This window comes from Actinoplanes rectilineatus (genome assembly GCF_000962825.1).
GTDB lineage: Bacteria > Actinomycetota > Actinomycetes > Mycobacteriales > Micromonosporaceae > Actinoplanes > Actinoplanes rectilineatus.
Genome location: NZ_JZKF01000044.1, coordinates 14,826 through 30,308, shown reverse-complemented (window position 1 = coordinate 30,308; position 15,483 = coordinate 14,826). Strand labels below are relative to the sequence as shown.

The 15,483-nt window shown below is 70.2% G+C and carries 11 protein-coding genes and 1 pseudogene; 3 read left to right on the top strand and 9 right to left on the bottom strand.

What is annotated here, in order from left to right:
• Positions 1–15: 15 nt before the first annotated feature.
• The 3 genes and pseudogenes from WH85_RS28465 to WH85_RS54195 form a co-directional block, all read right to left on the bottom strand.
• Positions 16–2,943 (bottom strand): MalT transcriptional regulator family protein, encoded by a 2,928-nt coding sequence (locus tag WH85_RS28465; RefSeq protein ID WP_045745099.1) that lies wholly within the window; start codon positions 2,941–2,943, stop codon positions 16–18.
• Entirely contained in the window at positions 2,936–4,411 is a 1,476-nt protein-coding gene (locus WH85_RS28460; RefSeq protein ID WP_045745098.1) for a hypothetical protein, read from the bottom strand. Before WH85_RS28460 ends, WH85_RS28465 begins: the two co-directional genes overlap by 8 nt.
• 105 nt (positions 4,412–4,516) lie before the next feature.
• Positions 4,517–4,813: pseudogene (locus WH85_RS54195) on the bottom strand (toll/interleukin-1 receptor domain-containing protein); the annotation flags it as partial.
• A gap of 204 nt (positions 4,814–5,017) precedes the next feature.
• On the opposite strand from WH85_RS54195, the gene WH85_RS28450 reads away from it, so the two are divergent.
• Positions 5,018–5,791 (top strand): enoyl-CoA hydratase/isomerase family protein, encoded by a 774-nt coding sequence (locus WH85_RS28450; protein ID WP_211275469.1) that lies wholly within the window; start codon positions 5,018–5,020, stop codon positions 5,789–5,791.
• A 7-nt stretch (positions 5,792–5,798) separates the two neighbouring features.
• Here the strand turns inward: WH85_RS28450 and WH85_RS47475 are convergent, their stop codons facing one another.
• Both WH85_RS47475 and WH85_RS50780 read right to left on the bottom strand, forming a co-directional pair.
• Positions 5,799–7,913, bottom strand: a complete 2,115-nt coding sequence (locus WH85_RS47475) for a putative bifunctional diguanylate cyclase/phosphodiesterase (RefSeq protein WP_052720865.1) — start codon at positions 7,911–7,913, stop codon at positions 5,799–5,801.
• Positions 7,914–8,207: 294 nt separating this feature from the next.
• Complete coding sequence (locus WH85_RS50780) at positions 8,208–8,561, bottom strand: hypothetical protein (protein WP_157411260.1); 354 nt, start codon at positions 8,559–8,561, stop codon at positions 8,208–8,210.
• 559 nt (positions 8,562–9,120) lie between these two features.
• On the opposite strand from WH85_RS50780, the gene WH85_RS49080 reads away from it, so the two are divergent.
• On the top strand, positions 9,121–9,771 hold the full coding sequence (locus tag WH85_RS49080; RefSeq protein WP_083449317.1) for a PepSY domain-containing protein: 651 nt from the start codon (positions 9,121–9,123) through the stop codon (positions 9,769–9,771).
• 611 nt (positions 9,772–10,382) lie between these two features.
• Here WH85_RS49080 and WH85_RS28420 read toward each other — a convergent pair.
• Both WH85_RS28420 and WH85_RS28415 read right to left on the bottom strand, forming a co-directional pair.
• A complete protein-coding gene (locus WH85_RS28420) occupies positions 10,383–11,627 on the bottom strand; it encodes a sensor histidine kinase (protein ID WP_045745092.1) in 1,245 nt (414 codons plus the stop codon).
• Positions 11,624–12,307, bottom strand: coding sequence for a response regulator transcription factor (locus tag WH85_RS28415; protein WP_045745091.1), 684 nt, complete (start codon positions 12,305–12,307; stop codon positions 11,624–11,626). Before WH85_RS28415 ends, WH85_RS28420 begins: the two co-directional genes overlap by 4 nt.
• A gap of 102 nt (positions 12,308–12,409) precedes the next feature.
• On the opposite strand from WH85_RS28415, the gene WH85_RS28410 reads away from it, so the two are divergent.
• Positions 12,410–12,913: a hypothetical protein gene (locus WH85_RS28410; protein ID WP_045745090.1), complete on the top strand. Its 504-nt coding sequence runs from the start codon at positions 12,410–12,412 to the stop codon at positions 12,911–12,913.
• Positions 12,914–13,064: 151 nt separating this feature from the next.
• On the opposite strand, the gene WH85_RS28405 is transcribed toward WH85_RS28410, so the two are convergent.
• Both WH85_RS28405 and WH85_RS28400 read right to left on the bottom strand, forming a co-directional pair.
• Positions 13,065–13,544, bottom strand: a complete 480-nt coding sequence (locus WH85_RS28405; RefSeq protein ID WP_045745089.1) for an ASCH domain-containing protein — start codon at positions 13,542–13,544, stop codon at positions 13,065–13,067.
• Positions 13,545–14,249: 705 nt separating this feature from the next.
• The gene (locus WH85_RS28400) at positions 14,250–15,458 is read right to left on the bottom strand and encodes a LacI family DNA-binding transcriptional regulator (protein ID WP_211275468.1); all 1,209 of its coding nucleotides are present in this window, start codon (positions 15,456–15,458) and stop codon (positions 14,250–14,252) included.
• Between the last annotated feature and the right edge of the window lie 25 nt (positions 15,459–15,483).

Below are 15,483 nucleotides of genomic sequence, written 5' to 3'. Positions count from 1 at the left end.
AGAAGCGGTAACAGATCAGTACAGCTCTTCCAACCGTGCCAGGAGCTCGACGGATCCGCCCCACGATTGCCGCAGACTCTCCTCCCACTGCTCCTGGACGTTTTCCGGGAGCCGGACGAACAGTTCGCGGAATTTAGCGAATTGGTCGGGAATGGCGGTCACGCCATGGGAGCGCTGATAGCCCTCCGCAATGCGCTGGAATCCTTCGGTGTAGTGGAGAAGGGCGTCCGGCAGCCGGTCCGGGTCGCCGGCTTCCAGGGACTGCCGGACCAGGACGTGGCCCTGAACCAGCCGCCAGCGTCCCGCCAGGCTGGGGAAGGTGTAGTCCGCGGACACCTGCGCGATCTCGTCGGCGTGGACGCCGGTCTGTGCGCGGTAGTGGTCCCGGCCGGTGAGCTGCCACGCCTCGTAACTCAGTTCGGCGTACTCGACCATGTTGGCGAAGAGGAACCAGCCGTCGGACAGGGCACGTGCCTGCGTGATGCCCTCGTGCAGGTACCGCAGACCCCGGTCCCGGTCGGTGCTGCCGTAGATGCGCCCGGCCCGGTTCAGCGCCGACGGGTAGCTGCGGATCGCCTGGTCCCGGCAGATGTCCAGGGCCAGGCCGATGCGCTTTTTCGCCTGCTCGGCCGGGTGCGGCACACCCTCCACCTCGACACCGCGGCGCATCGCCTGATGCAGGCAGACCGCCTGCTGCTGGTAGATCTGACCGAGCCAGTGCCAGCTGCGCAGACTGTGGAACAGTCGTTCGGCGGTCCGGTAACACCGCCATGCCTGGTCGAACTCGCCGTCGAACCGGTGCAGTTCGCCGTGCACACTCCAGCCGATGCCCTCACCGGACCGCTGCTGGAACCGCTGCCTGATCTTGATCGCGCTCTCGACCAGCTGGTGGCCCTCGTGCCGGGAGCCGCTGAGGCCCTTCACGTACGCCCAGTTGATACGGATCGACGCCATCTCGCCCTGGTCCTCTGCCGGGCTGCGTTTGCGGACCTTCTCCCAGATGAGCTGGTGGGCCCGGCCGTACGCGGCGTCGGCCCGGTCCCAGCGCCCGACGTTGCGGTAGTAGAACCCGAGTTCCTTCTCGGCCTCGGCCCGGCGCTTCGGCCGGTCCTCCTCGGGCAGGAAGTCGGTCTCGGCCAGGGACAGCTCGAACTCGGTCAGGCCCTCGGCCACCCGGCCCGGCAACCGCATGTAGACGTTGCCCCGCAGAATGTGGACCTGGTAACGGCTCAGCGGTGGCGAGTGCCGGACCGGCAGGCCTTCCAGCACCACGGCGGCCGGCTGCCAGCTCTCGGTCGTGACGAGGTACGCCGCGATGGCGATGCCGATGTCGACGTAGACGGACGGAGAGGTGCCGATCAGCCAGCGGTGGAACGAGTCGACCGCTTCGGCGACCGCCTCGGTGACGGCGGGGGTGCGGTCCGCACCCGGCAGGAAACGCTGCATCTCCATCGTGACCAGGCTCTGGAACAACACGTCGTTGTCCCGGCGGGCCTGCTCGACGGACTGCAGGAACTCCCGGCAGCCGGGTTCCGGGTCGAGCAGCACCTGGTAGTACAGGTGCGCCGTGCGCAACTGGTCGAGCTCCCGCTTGTCCTGGCTGAGATGCTCCACCTCGAGGATGAAGGTGGCGTCCGGCGCCGCGGAGGTGTCGTCCTCGACCTTGGCGCGGAGCCGGTCGTTGAGGGAGGCCCGCCGTTCCCGGTAGACGCGGGCCTGCTCGTCGGCCCGGACGCCGTAGATGCGGACCGCGCGTTCCCACAGGTCCCGGCGCCACCGTTGATCGCTGTCGTGGACCGGGATGATCCGCTGGGCGAGTTCGTCGGCGAACGCGTCGTGCAGCGTCACGTAGTGCCGGTTGGCGCGCGGCCGGATCCAGGGGATGTCCAGCAGGAGGAACCACGCGTCCTGCCACGAGGCCAGTTCGGCCGGCATCGGCCGGTCCGCCATCAGCTCCAGCCAGATCGGCAGGCTCACGTTCTTGCGGATCACCGCGAGACGTTTGGTGGCCTCGTGCCAGAAATCGCTGTCGCGGTACGGCGTGACGAGGCGGCGCTTGAAAGCCTCGTGCAGCAGGCGACCGGCCGGAGTCGGCTCCCCCGGAAGGGGCAGGTCGGCTGCGATCTCCGCGAGGCTCGCCGCGGCCTCCTCGGGCATCCCACGGTCCTGCAGATAGTCCAGCGTGATCGCCAGCCAGAGCGGATGGCCCTGCGCCAGGTGGGCGAACTTGGACTTCTCCTCGGCGGTCAGCGCACCGGCGATCGCGCTGGTCTCCAGATAGGCCAGTGACTCGACCATGCCGAAGGGCCCGAGACGCAGCGAGGTCACCGGGATGTGCTGATGCGGATCGCTGAGCTGCTCGGCGATGGCGTCCAGCGCCTCCTCACCGCCGTGCGGCGGCCGGCCCGAGAGCAGGAACAGCGTGTTCGGCAGCGATTTCATCCACTGGGTCACGGTGACCAGCAGATCCATGCCGCGGATCGCCTCGACCGTGTCCAGCGGGATCACCACGACGGTGCCGGTGGCCCGGACGAACGAGGTGTAACACTCGACGAAGACCCGCTTGATCCGGGCGAGGTGGCTGACCACGGTCTCGTACGCGATGTCGTCGTGTTCCAGCCGGGGCAGCTCGGACAGGTATCGGAGGTACTCGGCGAAGTGTCCGCCGTCCGGGTCGAGCTGCTCGACCGTCCTGCGTTCGAGATTGGAGAGAAGCCAATACTCCGAGTCGTCCATGTCGATCGGGGCGAGCCAGACGGCCACCCCGTCCCGGCCCCGGGCGCCGAGCGCGCGGAGCATCTGGGTTTTGCCCACCCCGCCGGGACCGTAGAGCAGAACGGCACGGCTCTCGCCGTCCTCGCGTACCCGGGCCAGCTCGGTTTGGATCTGTTTCTCCTCGGCCGGGCGGGGGACGTAGTCGGGGTAGAGGCCGGGCTCATGCATCGCTGCCTCCCGCGGGGGACGAGATGATCGCGATCAGCCGGTTCGCCAGGCCGGACTCCACGCCGAGGACCTCCTGCAACTCCTCGTCCCGGCTGATCCGGGTGGCCACGTAGTCCCGCAGTTCCCCGGCGACGTAGAACGAGGAGGGCCGCAGGCGCTCGCGCATCCGGTCGGCGGTGGCGGACAGGACCGCCGTCAGCTCGGCCGGCCGTTCCAGGGCGAGCGCCGAGGCCTCGTGCCAGAGCCGTTCCACCACGCCGACACCGGACTCCTTGCCGCGAGGGCTCTCCATCCACTGCTCGACGTACGTGGCGGCCTCGCGGTGCGCGGCGGCCCGGTCGGCGGCGGCCGGGTGGAAGTGGCGGAACAACAGGCGGCGGATCGGCGGGTGGATCGCCGTCCACGGCTCGTCGTGCGGACGGGCCAACAGCGCCGTCCGGTTCAGCGCCTCCCACAGGTCCGGCGGCGACCAGCCGCCGGCGGACACCGCCTGGTGCAGCGCGGCGTCGGCGGCCCAGTAGTGGGCCAGATGGGACTGGGTGAGCACCCGGTAGGGGGTGAGCACCCGGAGAGCGTGCGACAGCACGTCCCGGATGTCGCCGAGGTCACGGCCGCCCTCCGGCATGAGGCTCTCGGTCGACAGCAGCCTGTTCTCCACATAGGGGCGGGCGATCCGGTCGAACGACGTGGTGCTGTCCAGGTCGGCGATGTCGGCCCAACTGTCCTCCCGCCGGACCCACTGCAGGCACTCCACCACCAGTGCGGGCAGGCCCTCGGTGAATCGGTGGACGAACTCGGCGTGCACCTCCATCTCCCGAGGGGAGAAGCTCCGGTCCATCTGGGCGGCGAGGTCACGCAGGGCCTGGCTGATGACCTCGGCGCCGAACCGGGTCAGCGGTAACTGGTTCAGCCGGGGCGCCGGGCTGACCGGCAGCCACTCCTCGTTGCGCCGGCCGGCCACGACGACGGCGAGCCGGGCTGCCGGATGCCCGGACGCCTGCAGCCGCTGGTGTACCTGGGACAGCTGCTTGCGGAGCGCGTCCGCCGCGCCGCGATCGAGCAGGTCGGCGCCGTCGAGGAGACACGCGTAGGGCTGCTTGTCACCGCTGATCATCTTGGTGATCTCGCGGGCGCCGGTGGGCGGCGCGGACTGCGGGTCGACGGCCGGGAACATGTGGGCGAGCAGTTTGGTGGTGTCGCTGCGGACATCCGACGGCAGTACCCGGAGGTCGACCAGCCGCACCCGCCACGGACGACCGTCGCGGCCCTGCGTCAGCTCGGCGCTCACCTGATCGAGCAGCCAGGACTTGCCCAGCTGCGGGGGCGCGACGACCAGCCAGAAGCAGTGCCCGCCGAGCGTGGTGACCCCGTGCAGCAGCTGCTGCAGCTCCTGCTCCCGGTTGCGGAAGGCGGTCAGCGCCGGCCCGGACGCCGGGTCGCCCGGTGCGGCGTTGCCTCGGGATCCCATGTGGGCATCCAATACGTCCAGCAGATGGACCATGCCATCCGGCGCGACCAGATCGTGCCAATCATAGGTCCGCAGAAATCCGGGATCGGTCAACGGTGTGGGGCCGACCCGAGCCACGTGGACGAATTGTGTGTCTCGTCCATCGGCCTGAAGATCGTTTTCTCGGATCAGTGCCAACTCCCTTTCCCGGCGGCACCACCCCGAGACGAGATAACTCGGCGAGAGCAGCGCAAGGAATCCCTGAGCCTCGTTGATCTCCTCCTCGAGGCGACGAACCCACTGCTTGCCGCGCTGTGCGGGATCCTCGAAACGGAACACCTCATGGTGTCGCTGCTGCAATTTCCGGGCGATCTCCTCAGCGATCTTGCCGTCCTCTTGGGCATAACTAAGGAAGAGCGACATCTTCGTTCCCGCGTATGTGATCAATGGACCGGCCTGACGTTCGGTGACCAGGATGATAGACCTCGGACGATGCCCGGCAGCATCATGCGGACGGCGTCGAAGTCCCACCGATGGGACCCCGCCGACTGACCGATACTGCGGTGCTGGCAGGGTGCGGGCCGTCCGTCTGCTCGGTTCGTTTGTTCGGTTCGTCTATTCGGGAGGATGCGGGTGAACCCGGATCTCAAAGTGTCCGTCGAGGACCACGTCGCGGTGCTGGAGATGCGGCGGCCGCCCGCCAACCACTTCGACGAGTCGCTGATCGGGCGGCTCGCCGACGCCGCCCTGGAACTGGACGAGGACCGTGCCTGCCGGGTGATCGTCCTGGCCTCGCAGGGGCGGCACTTCTGCGCCGGCGCGGACTTCGGCAGCGGCGACTTCGCGACTGATCACGTCGACGCGGCGGACCGGCTGTACCGGAGTGCCGCTCGGCTGTTCGACGTGCGTACCCCGATGATCGCTGCCGTGCAGGGCAGCGCCGTGGGCGGCGGTCTCGGCCTGGCGTGCGCCGCGGACTTCCGCGTGGCGGAGGAATCCACCCGGTTCGTCGCCAACTTCGCCAAGCTCGGATTTCACCAGGGCTTCGGGCTCAGCGTCACACTCCCGGAGCTGATCGGCCGGCAGGCGGCGACCGGGATGCTGCTCACCGGCCGCCGGGTGGGCGGTGCGGAGGCCGTACACCTCGGACTCGCCGACCGCCTCGCCGAGCCGGGCCTGGTCCGCCAGACCGCGCACGATCTGGCTCGGGAGATCGCCGCGGGTGCGCCCTTGGCGATCCGGGCGATGCGCGCGACCCTACGGGGAGATCTTGCTTTGCGGGTACGCGACGCGCTCGCCCACGAGCTGGCCGAACAGAAGGTCCTGTGGTCCACCGCCGACAGTGCCGAAGGCATCGCCGCGAGCCTCGAACGCCGCCCACCGGTGTTCCGCGGCGAGTAGCGGGTGATCAGCAGGTGACCGGGGTCGCGGGGGAGGGCAGGCCGCTCAGATCGGTGGCGTCCGGTGGCACCTCGACGCCGCCGACCAGGGTCGACAGACCCAGCGCCTGACCGAGACGGATCAGCGCCTCGACGACCTCCCTCTCCCCGCGGGCCCTCCCCAGATCGAGGACGTTGACCGACAGGCCGTGCAGCGCCTCGAAGGTCCGGCCCAGGTCGCGGACCGCCACCCGGACGCCCAGCTCGCGCAGCCGGGCGATCGAGGTCTCGTTCAGGGCGTCGCCCGTCATGGTCAGAACCAGACGGTTCCCGGGCAGGCCGCTGGCCGCGAGGGCCTCGGCCACGTCGGCGGTGAACCGTGGATGGCGGGACTGCTGCGGGGTGACCGCCACGGTGACGTAGCCGTCGTCCCAGGTCGCGGCGTCGGCGATCGCCCGGCGCAGGGTCCAGTCGGTGATCTGCCCGGCCACGCCGGTGCGTTCGGCGATGGGCAGGAACACCTCCGGGGCGATCGTGCCGATCTCCGGATGTTCCCAGCTCAGCGCGGTCGACGCGCCGACCTCGGCACCGTCGAGGGTGCGGATCGGGTGGTAGGACAGCCGCAGCTGCCCGGCCGCCGCGGCCCGGCCCAGCTCGGTGCCGAGGGTGTCGGTGCCGCCGGACTCCAGATCCGGCTGCCACGCCTGCCAGCCGCTGCCCTGTCGTTTCCGGTCATACATGGCGACGTCGGCCCGGTGCAGGACAGTGTCCGGATCGAGTTCGCCGGGTGCGCTCACCGCCACGCCGATGCTCGCCGACGCGCTCATCGGCACCGACCCGATCACGAACGGGCCGGCGATGGCCTCGATGATCCGCTCGGCGATCGCCGCCGCGCCGGCCTCGTCCGCGACCGACTGCAGCAGGATGCCGAACTCGTCACCGCCGAGACGTCCGACCAGGTCGTCCTGGCGTACCGAGGCCTGCATCGCCTCGGCCACCGCGGCCAGCAGGCCGTCACCGGCCAGGTGACCCAGCGTGTCGTTGATCTGTTTGAAGCCGTTCAGGTCGATCAGCAGCACGGCCACCGGGCGGCCGGTCCGCGCCGACCGCTGCAGGGCGCGCGTCAACTCCTCGTGCAACCGGGCCCGGTTGGCCAGACCGGTCAGCGCGTCGGTCTCCGCCGCCTCGGCGGTCTCGCTCTGCGCGAGGACCTGCCGCAGCATCACCACCCCGGTCAGGCCGGTGCTGCCCACGACCAGCCCCAGCCACGGGAAGACCTCGTGCTCGCGCCACGCGGCCACCGCCGTCAGCGAGACACCGACGGCGACCGCCAGGTAGGGGAGTTTGCCGGCCACACCGCGCCGAAAGGTGTCGGAAACGGTCACCGGATGGACGGTCTGACGCCACAGCTCGATCGCGCCGCAGCAGAGCATCAGGTGTGTGGTGAGCCAGCAGACGAACTCGAACGTCGACCGGTGCACCGTGGTCATGTGCGACTGGGCATACCCCAGATAGGCGTCGCTGACGAACAGCGTGAGACTGGCGAGACCGATACAGGTCAGCACCCGGCGACCGATCCGGCCGTCTCCGCAGAACAGGGCGCGCGCCAGGGCGAACAGCACCAGCAGGTCGGCCACCGGATAACAGGCCGCGGCGAGAAGCAGCGCGACTGATCGTTTTCCGCTCTCCAGGGCGGGGCCGAGCGCCACGTACCACAGCACCATCGAGGCACCGAGCACGACCGTGCCGGCGTCGAGAAGCGTTTTCAGGCGGTCCCGGCGGGAGGCGGCACGCATCGGGACGAGCAGCAGCGCCACGAACAGCACGGCCATCACCAGGAGGTGCGGGATGTCACCGGGCTGCGGGAACGCGCCGGTGCCGGTGATCGTGAACGTCAGGCTGATACCGAAAGTGATCACGAAGGCGGCAAGCAACGTGCGGGCCACCCGGCGGATCGGCGGGTCCAGCCCGGGATGTCGGCAGGCGCGCCATCCGTAGACCACGGCAACGATGTCGAACCAGAACATCCCCGGCCCGGCGGCAGCTTCGACCGGCGCGGCACCGGTGCCGGCCGCGGCGGCGATACCGGCCAGGGCCAAGGCGTACACCAGGTATTGCGCCGCAAGCATCACGCGTCCGGCCACCGCTGATCCCTTCTGATCACCTATTTCTTCGACAGGCGCTCGGCCGAGCTGACAGTACCGACTTATGATTGTTTAACCGCAAAAATCTTTTATGGTACGAGCTACTACTCCCTGAGAACTACGTGTCCCGGAGCCACCAGCGATCGACGGCCCTGTGGAGAGTCGGAGGGGCGTCTCCAGGGCCGTGGTCACCATCGTGTGGCCGCTCTGGATCGACGGTCCCGTGAGTCGACGGTCCCGTGAGTCGACGGTCCGTGATGAGCCGCATTCGGTGGCTCGGGCCCGGCCGTATCGCTACGTGCCACGGCCGGTTGCCCGGAATCGATGGTCCGGCGTCGTCCGTGGTTGCCTCGTGTTCCGAGCACGACCGGTTCTGATCCGCCGCGAAGGAACCGACATCACCGCGATCGTCCCGTGGACCACCCCGGCCGAACCGAGCATCATCGCGACCGCCCGTGCACCCTGTTGGCAGGCGAGCACGGCGGCGAGGGCGGCGAACGGCAGCACGGGCAGTCGCATCGGCCGCCGCATCAGCGCCTCGACCGTCGCCGCCACCGCCGTCCAGCTGATCAGAATCGACAGCGCAGGCCCGGGGGTGCGGGCTCGGGCCGTGGCCAGCGCCGCGAACCCGAACACCACAGCCGCCATCGAGATGACGAGATGCCCTGTGGCCACGCGGTCCGGGGCGGGCCGCCGTGTAGCCACCGATTCAGGCAGCCCGGTTTCCGACTGTCCCTCAGGCGCAAGCGTGAGCCGTTGAGTGGCATCGGGATCGATGTCCGGTCGCCTGGGGAGAGGGAGCCGCAGAGTGGCGTCGGGGTCCGGGCTGGATCCGAGCCCGAGCCCGAGCCCGAGTCCGAGTCCGGGTTCGAGCCCGAGTCCGGGTTCGAGTCCGGGTTCGAGTCCGGGTTCGAGTCCGGGTTCGAGTCCGGGTTCGAGTCCGGGTTCGGGTGGCGTCGGGTCGGGTGGTGTCGACGATGCGCGCCGGCCGGGCGGGAGCACGCCCACCCGGCCGCTGGGTGATTCCACTCGCGGAATGGTGGCGGCCCCCGATCGACGCCCCGTTGATAGCGGCCCGAGTACCGCCTTATCCGGGCCTTAGCGAACAGACAGCGTGGTGATAGCCCTCTTTCCGCGAAAGTTCCTCCTGTCAGAACGAAGTAGCACCACACGACGGAAACACGTCGGAATCACGGAGGTACGCATCATGAGGAAGACCCGCACCGCAGTGGCGATCACCGTCGGCACGATCGCAGCCCTGGGCCTGGGCGGCATGGCCCTGGCAGCCGCCTCCGACAGCCCGAACCCGTCCGCCTCATCCTCGGCCACGTCGTCGCCGTCGGAGTCGCCGGACGTGACGGGAACCTTCGACGACAGCCAGAGCCGCGGCTTCGACGACGGGACCGCCTCTGCCTCTGCCTCTGCCTCTGCCTCTGCCTCCGCCTCCGCCTCCCAGAGCAGCTCGGCGAGCACCGGCGAGGACAACCCGAACCGCCGCTCCGACGACACGAACCCGCCCACCTCCCCGAGCAGTTCCGCGACGAACGGCTCCTCCCGGGGCGCCGTGATCACCGCTGAGCAGGCCGGGCAGATCGCTCTGCGGGCGGCCGGCGGAGGCCGGGTAGAGGACATCGAGCGGGAGACCGAACACGGCATCCTGGTCTGGGACGTCGAAATCTGGAACAACGGCGTCGAGTACGACATCGACGTGAACGCCACCACCGGCGCAATCCTCCGTAACCGAGCCGACGACGACAGCCGCGGTCGCGGTTCCGACGACAGCGGTCACCACGCGCGCGGCTCCGACGACTCGGGCTCCGACGACAGCGGTCACGGCGGTCGCAGCTCCGACGACTGACCTTTCCCACCCTGCCCGCTCACCCGGCCTGCTTGCTCGTCTCGGCCTGCCCGCTCGTCTCGGCCTGCCGCTCGCCTGGGGCCTCGGCCTGCCCGCTCGCGTGGCGTCGCCGACCAATCGGACGAACTACTACATCCCCCCACCTTCCACGGCCCCGCGGCGAGTTTGCGCCGCGGGGCCTACCCGCGTCGCAGGTCATGACAGCCGACGTGGCAGTGGGCACACACCGCACCCAAAGTCATTTCCGGGTGCCGCTGCAGTCCTTATCAGGGCGGCCAGCGCACCCAAGCTCGGAGCGGGTCTGCGTCGGGGTGGTCGGCGCACCCGAAGCCGCTGTTGGGTGCGTTTGCCGTCTTAGCGGGGCGGTCGGGGCACCCGAGGCTGTGATCGGGTGCGTTTGTTGTCCCTGGCAGGGCTGCGAGCGCACCCAAAGTCAGGTGCGACGGCGGCTGCACCGCGACGGCGGCTGCACCGCGACGGCGGCTGAACCGGGACTGCGGATGTGACTCGACTGCGGGTGCGATCTCTGTTCAGGCGGTTGGTGCACCCGTTCGTCGGAGCGGCCGGCCGTCGATGGCGGGGGAGACGGGACTTACGGCAGCGCGTACCCCTCAAGGGGTTTTGAGGATGAGCTGGACCGAGGCGCCTCCGGCGGCGGACCGCCTGATCGTGAACGTGGTGGCGATCTGGCGGGCTATGTCCAAGCCTAGACCGGTTGATTCCGCCGCGGAGACGCCGCGCCTGACCGCCGATGCCGGGAAACCCGGGCCCGCGTCGTCGACCGTGAGGAGGGCGCCGCCCTCGTGTGCGGCCAGGGTGACCGACAGTGCGGTGCCGTCCGGGGTGTGGGCGAAGACGTTGCCGAGCAGCGCGTCCAGGGCAGCCGCGAGATCGTCCGCGGCCACCGCGACCGGGAGTGGTGTGGACGGCAGGTGTCGTCGCACGTCACGGCCGGTGTCCTCGGCCAGCACCGCCCAGAACGCCACCCGATTCTGGACCACCGCGGTTGCGTCGCATGACACCGTGGCCGGGGCCGTGTCCCTGCGGCGGGCCTGCTGGATCAGGGCGGTCACGGTTCGCTCCAGCTGATCGGTAGCGGACGTGATCCGGGCCGCCTCGTCGGCGTCGCGCAACGACTCGGCCTCCAGGCGCAGGGCCGTGAGTGGGGTGCGGAGGCGGTGGGAGAGGTCGGCTACGCGTTCCCGTTCGGCGCGGAGCAGGTCCTGGATGCGACCGGCGAGATGGTTGAGGGCGCCCGCCACCTCGCGCAGCTCGGGCGGCCCGGCGGGCTCGGCGCGGGCGTTCAGTTCGGCTCCGGCCAGGCGATGTGACACCTCGGAGAGTTCGATGATCGGCACCGTGATGGACCGCGCCAGACGGTCCGCCACCAGGAGACCCAGCAGTACCAGCACCACGCCGAGTCCGGCCAGGGTGAGCCAGGCCCGACCGACCCCACGGTTGATCTCGGCGTTGGTGACCAGGGTTCGCACCACGGCGTTTCCGGCGGTGCCCACCACGGCGACCGCCAACTCCTGACCGCTATCGGTCTTGACGGTCAGCGCACGGCCGCGGGCCGCGGCCAGGCGGACCGCGGGGGTGGGGGCGGCCGGAGCGCCGATCACGGTGCCGTCGGGCATGAAGACCGTCACGGGTACGGGCTGAGTCGTCACCGTCAGTTCGAGGACCGTCACGTCGCCCGCCCCGACGAGCGGCACGATCGTCTGCACCACGTCGTCGGCACGGCTGAGCGCGCGGTCGGCCGCCACCTGCCGGACCAACAGTGCCATCGGGATCAGGAACGCCAGTAGTACGAGCACGGTCGTGCCGGCGACCAGCAGTGTCAGGCGGCGTCTCATGCGGGCTCGCTCAGGCGTACCCCGACACCCCGGACGGTGTGCAGATAGCGCGGCTCCTGCGCGGTCTCGCCGAGCTTGCGCCGCAACCACGACAGGTGCACGTCGACCGTCTTGTCGGCGCCGCCGTACGGTACCTGCCACACCTCGCCGAGCAGCTCCCGTTTCGTCACCACCTGCCCGGCCTTCTGCGCCAGATGGTGCAGCAGATCGAACTCGCGTGGGCTCAACTCCACCGCCGTGCCGTCCAGGGTGACGGTCCGCGCCGCCGGGTCGATGCGCAGGCCGCCGACAGTCAGTTCCGGCGACGTCTCCTCGGTGACGCCGCCGCGCCGCAGCACGGCCCGGATCCGCGCGTCCAGCTGCGCCGCCGTGAACGGTTTCACCACGTAGTCGTCGGCGCCGGCATCCAGCAACCGGACCATCTCGGCCTCCTCGTCCCGGGCGGTCGCCACGATCACCGGAATCCGGCTCACCGCGCGCAGCATCCGCAGCAGCTCCCGCCCGTCAAGATCGGGCAAGCCCAGGTCCAGGACGATCAGATCCGGTCGTTCGGCCAGCGCCGTCTGCAGGCCCTCCATGGCCGCGGCGCAGGCCGCGACGGCATGCCCCTTCTCCCGGAGGGCACGCAGCAGCGGCCCCCGGATCGCCGGGTCGTCTTCGATGAGGAGCAGTCGGGCCACCGCTGCACGGTATCCGTCCAGCTCGGGCCGCCGGTAAGGCCTTAACCGATCCTTATCGTGCCCGGGTACGCGTCTTATCGTGCCGGGGCGCACAGTGGTGGGGTGCGACTTCTCGATCGACTGGGCCGGCGACCCCTGGTGATCGTCACCGGCTGGCTGGTGGCGGTGGGCCTCGCCGTGCTCGTGGGCGTTGTCGGCATCACCACGGTGGGTGCCGGCCTGACGTCCCGGCAGACGACCACCTCGCTCAGCGAGGAGCAGGTGGAACGGGAGCTGCGTGCGTTGGCGGCCCCGTCACTGTCCTCTTCTCCCTCTGCGTCTTCCCCTACTCCGTCTTCTTCCTCTCCGTCGTCTTCTCCTTCCCGGTCCGAGCCGTCGGCGTCGTCCGATGTCAGGTCACAGGCCACCCGCGGCGGGATCGTGGTCTTCGACTGTCAGCGGATCCGTTCCCTGTCACCGGCCCAGGGCTGGTCGGTGCACGAGCAGGAGGACGACGAGGGCGAGTTCCGCAGCGACACGGATTCGCACGTGCGGCTCAAGGTGGAACTCGACTGCGCCCGCGGCGTGCCGCAACTGCAGGTCACCACGCGGGAGGACGACGACTAGAAACGTTCCATGGTCAGCATCCGTGTGGTGATTTGGGGCGCTGAGCGCGGCCGTAATCACCACATGCCACCACGGATGTGGTGACTTCGGGTGCTCAGCGCGCCTGAAGCCAGCACGCGTACGGGCTTCGCGCCCTGACCGCGAAACGTGTCTAACGGGGGTGGACCACCTGGAATCGTTCGAACAGCACCTCGTCCGATTCTGACCAGGTGGCGCCCTGCGCGGCGCGGACTCGCTGCCAATACCGGCTGTGCTCGCGCATCCAGCCGTCGCGGGTACGGTCGTTCTCCCCCTCGTCCCAGGCGAACGCGTCGTCGACGCTGTGGAACGGGCCGATGCGCAGTTCGGTGGTGCGCAGCACGGCCCGCGGCGTGCCGGAACCGTCGCACACGATCCAGTGGACGCCGATCCGGGGCAGCGGGGTCTTGTCGTGCGCGAAGTCGGCGAGCAGCGACGCGGTGGCCCGCTTCCCGCCGTGCAGCACCAGGCCGAGTAGTTCGTCGGCCATCTCGGCGGAGTCCCCGAACCGTTCGACGGTGTACTCCGCGTCGGCGAGGTGCGGGGTGCCCCGGGAGTACTCCTCCCAGAGACGGGCGGCCGCCTCGTGATCCAGCGGCGCGGCAGCAGTCATGATCCCGATCCTGTCATTGGCGTTCCGTTCGGCGGTTCGCGGGCGTCTCGTTTAGTTTTCCGGGCGCCCCGTTCGGCGGTTCGCTGGCGTCCCGCTCGGCCGTCTCGTACGGCTGAAGATCGCGTGCCGGGCATGCCGGAGTCGGTCTGCCGTCGTCGACGGTTGGAACTCCTGCTGCGGTCAGCCGTGCTCGACGGCCCGGATCGGCGGGGCGCCGAGTGGCGGCGGGCCGCTGTGGGTTGTTGCGGGGGTGTCGGCCGGCCGTGGTCGACGGCTGGCCCGCGTCGGCCGGTGGCAGCGGTCGATTTCGCTTTTGCGGGCGGCCGCTCACGACGGCCGGCCCGGGTGGGCCGTCGTTGATGGTCGGAAAACGCGTTCGGAACAGCCGCCGGCGACGGCCCGCTCGCTTCAGCCGTCGTGCACGGTCGAGATTCGGTGGTGGAGGAGCCACTCACGACGGCTGGCGAAGTTCGGCCGTCGTCTGCGGTCGTCGTGCCGCTGTCCGGGAACCGTCCGCGACGGCTGGCGTGGGCGAGCCGTTCTTCGAGGCTGAGGATCTGTGGGCGGCGGCCGGGTGGGCGGGTCGTCTTCAGGACTTGCGAACGGTGGTTCACCGACGGTGGCTGCAGCCGGTGGCTGCAGCCGGTGGTTGACCGACGGTGGTTGACCGACGGTGGCTGCAGCCGGTGGTTCACCGACGGTGGTTCACGGGTGGCGGCGGGTGGGAGTGCTGGGACGGAGGATGACCTCTACCGGGATCGGGACGGACATCGGGCCGGAGACAGCGGCCGAGGCGCGGTCGGTGGTGGTGTGTGGGGGCGGCTCGGCCAGGGCCGACGCGAGAGCGCGGCGGCCCAGCTCGTGCAACGGCACCCGGACCGAGGTCAGGGCCGGGGAGACGTCCACGGCGGCGTTGATGTCGTCGAAGCCGGCCACGGCCAGGTCGCGGCCGGGCAGCAGGCCGGATTCGCGGAGGCCGGTCATCACGCCGATGGCCATCACGTCGTTCACCGCGAAGACCAGTTCCAGGTCACCGTGGCCGCGGGCGATCAGATCCAGCGCCGCCTGGCGGCCGCCCGCCCGGGTGAAATCGGTGGGCAGGAGGGCAGGCGGCGGCAGACCGGCCTCGGCCAGTCCGGCGGCGAAACCGAGGCGCCGGTCGTGGGAGGTGCGGATGCTGTCGTCGGCGTGGGCGATGGCGAACCGGCGGTAGCCGAGTCCCGCCAGGTCGAGCGCGAGCTGCCGCGCACCACCGGTGTTGTCGATGGCCAGCGTGGTGAACGGCAGGTCGTCCTGGCTGATCAGCGCCACCCGCCCGCCGGCCTGCTGATAGGCGGCCAACTCCGCGATCAGCGCCGCCCGGGTGTCGTCGTCATCGGAAGCGGAAGCGGAAGCGGAAGCGGAAGCGGCGGCGGCGGAAGCGGCGGCGGAAGCGGAGGAGGCGGGAGCGGAGGTGGAGGCGGCGGGGGCGATCCGGCTTCCGGCGATGATGACGGCCCGGGGGCGATGGCCGCGCAGTGCCCGCACGATCTGCAGTTCCAGGCCGGGGGAGCGGTCGGCGATCGCCATCGTGACGATGAGCCCGGCGTCGGTGGCCGCCTCGGTGACACCGGCCGCGATCGACGAGAAGTAGGGGTCGTCGATGTCGCTGACCACCAGTGCCACCGTGCTGCTGGATCCGCGTGCTGTCGCCTGTGCGGACAGGTCCGGGGTGTAGCCCAGCCGGTCGGCCGCGTCGCGGACCCGGGCGGCGTTGTCCGCGCGGACGGTGCGGTCGCTGCCGTTCAGTGCGCGGGACGCCGTCGCGTAGGAGACCCCGGCCTCGCGCGCCACATCGTGCAGAGTGACGCTGTGCAGAGTGATGCCGTGCAGAGTGACGTCGTGCAGAGTGACGCCGGTGTCATCCCGCTCCACCAGCACCATTCTGCCACCCGCGCTT

Excerpts from the sequence above, each read along its gene's own strand:
- WH85_RS28465 (WP_045745099.1), bottom strand. The coding sequence starts at position 2,943 with ATGCATGAGCCCGGCCTCTACCCCGACTACGTCCCCCGCCCGGCCGAG.
- WH85_RS28460 (WP_045745098.1), bottom strand. The coding sequence starts at position 4,411 with ATGGGATCCCGAGGCAACGCCGCACCGGGCGACCCGGCGTCCGGGCCG.
- WH85_RS28450 (WP_211275469.1), top strand. The coding sequence starts at position 5,018 with ATGCGGGTGAACCCGGATCTCAAAGTGTCCGTCGAGGACCACGTCGCG.
- WH85_RS50780 (WP_157411260.1), bottom strand. The coding sequence starts at position 8,561 with ATGGCGGCTGTGGTGTTCGGGTTCGCGGCGCTGGCCACGGCCCGAGCC.
- WH85_RS49080 (WP_083449317.1), top strand. The coding sequence starts at position 9,121 with ATGAGGAAGACCCGCACCGCAGTGGCGATCACCGTCGGCACGATCGCA.
- WH85_RS28420 (WP_045745092.1), bottom strand. The coding sequence starts at position 11,627 with ATGAGACGCCGCCTGACACTGCTGGTCGCCGGCACGACCGTGCTCGTA.
- WH85_RS28405 (WP_045745089.1), bottom strand. The coding sequence starts at position 13,544 with ATGACTGCTGCCGCGCCGCTGGATCACGAGGCGGCCGCCCGTCTCTGG.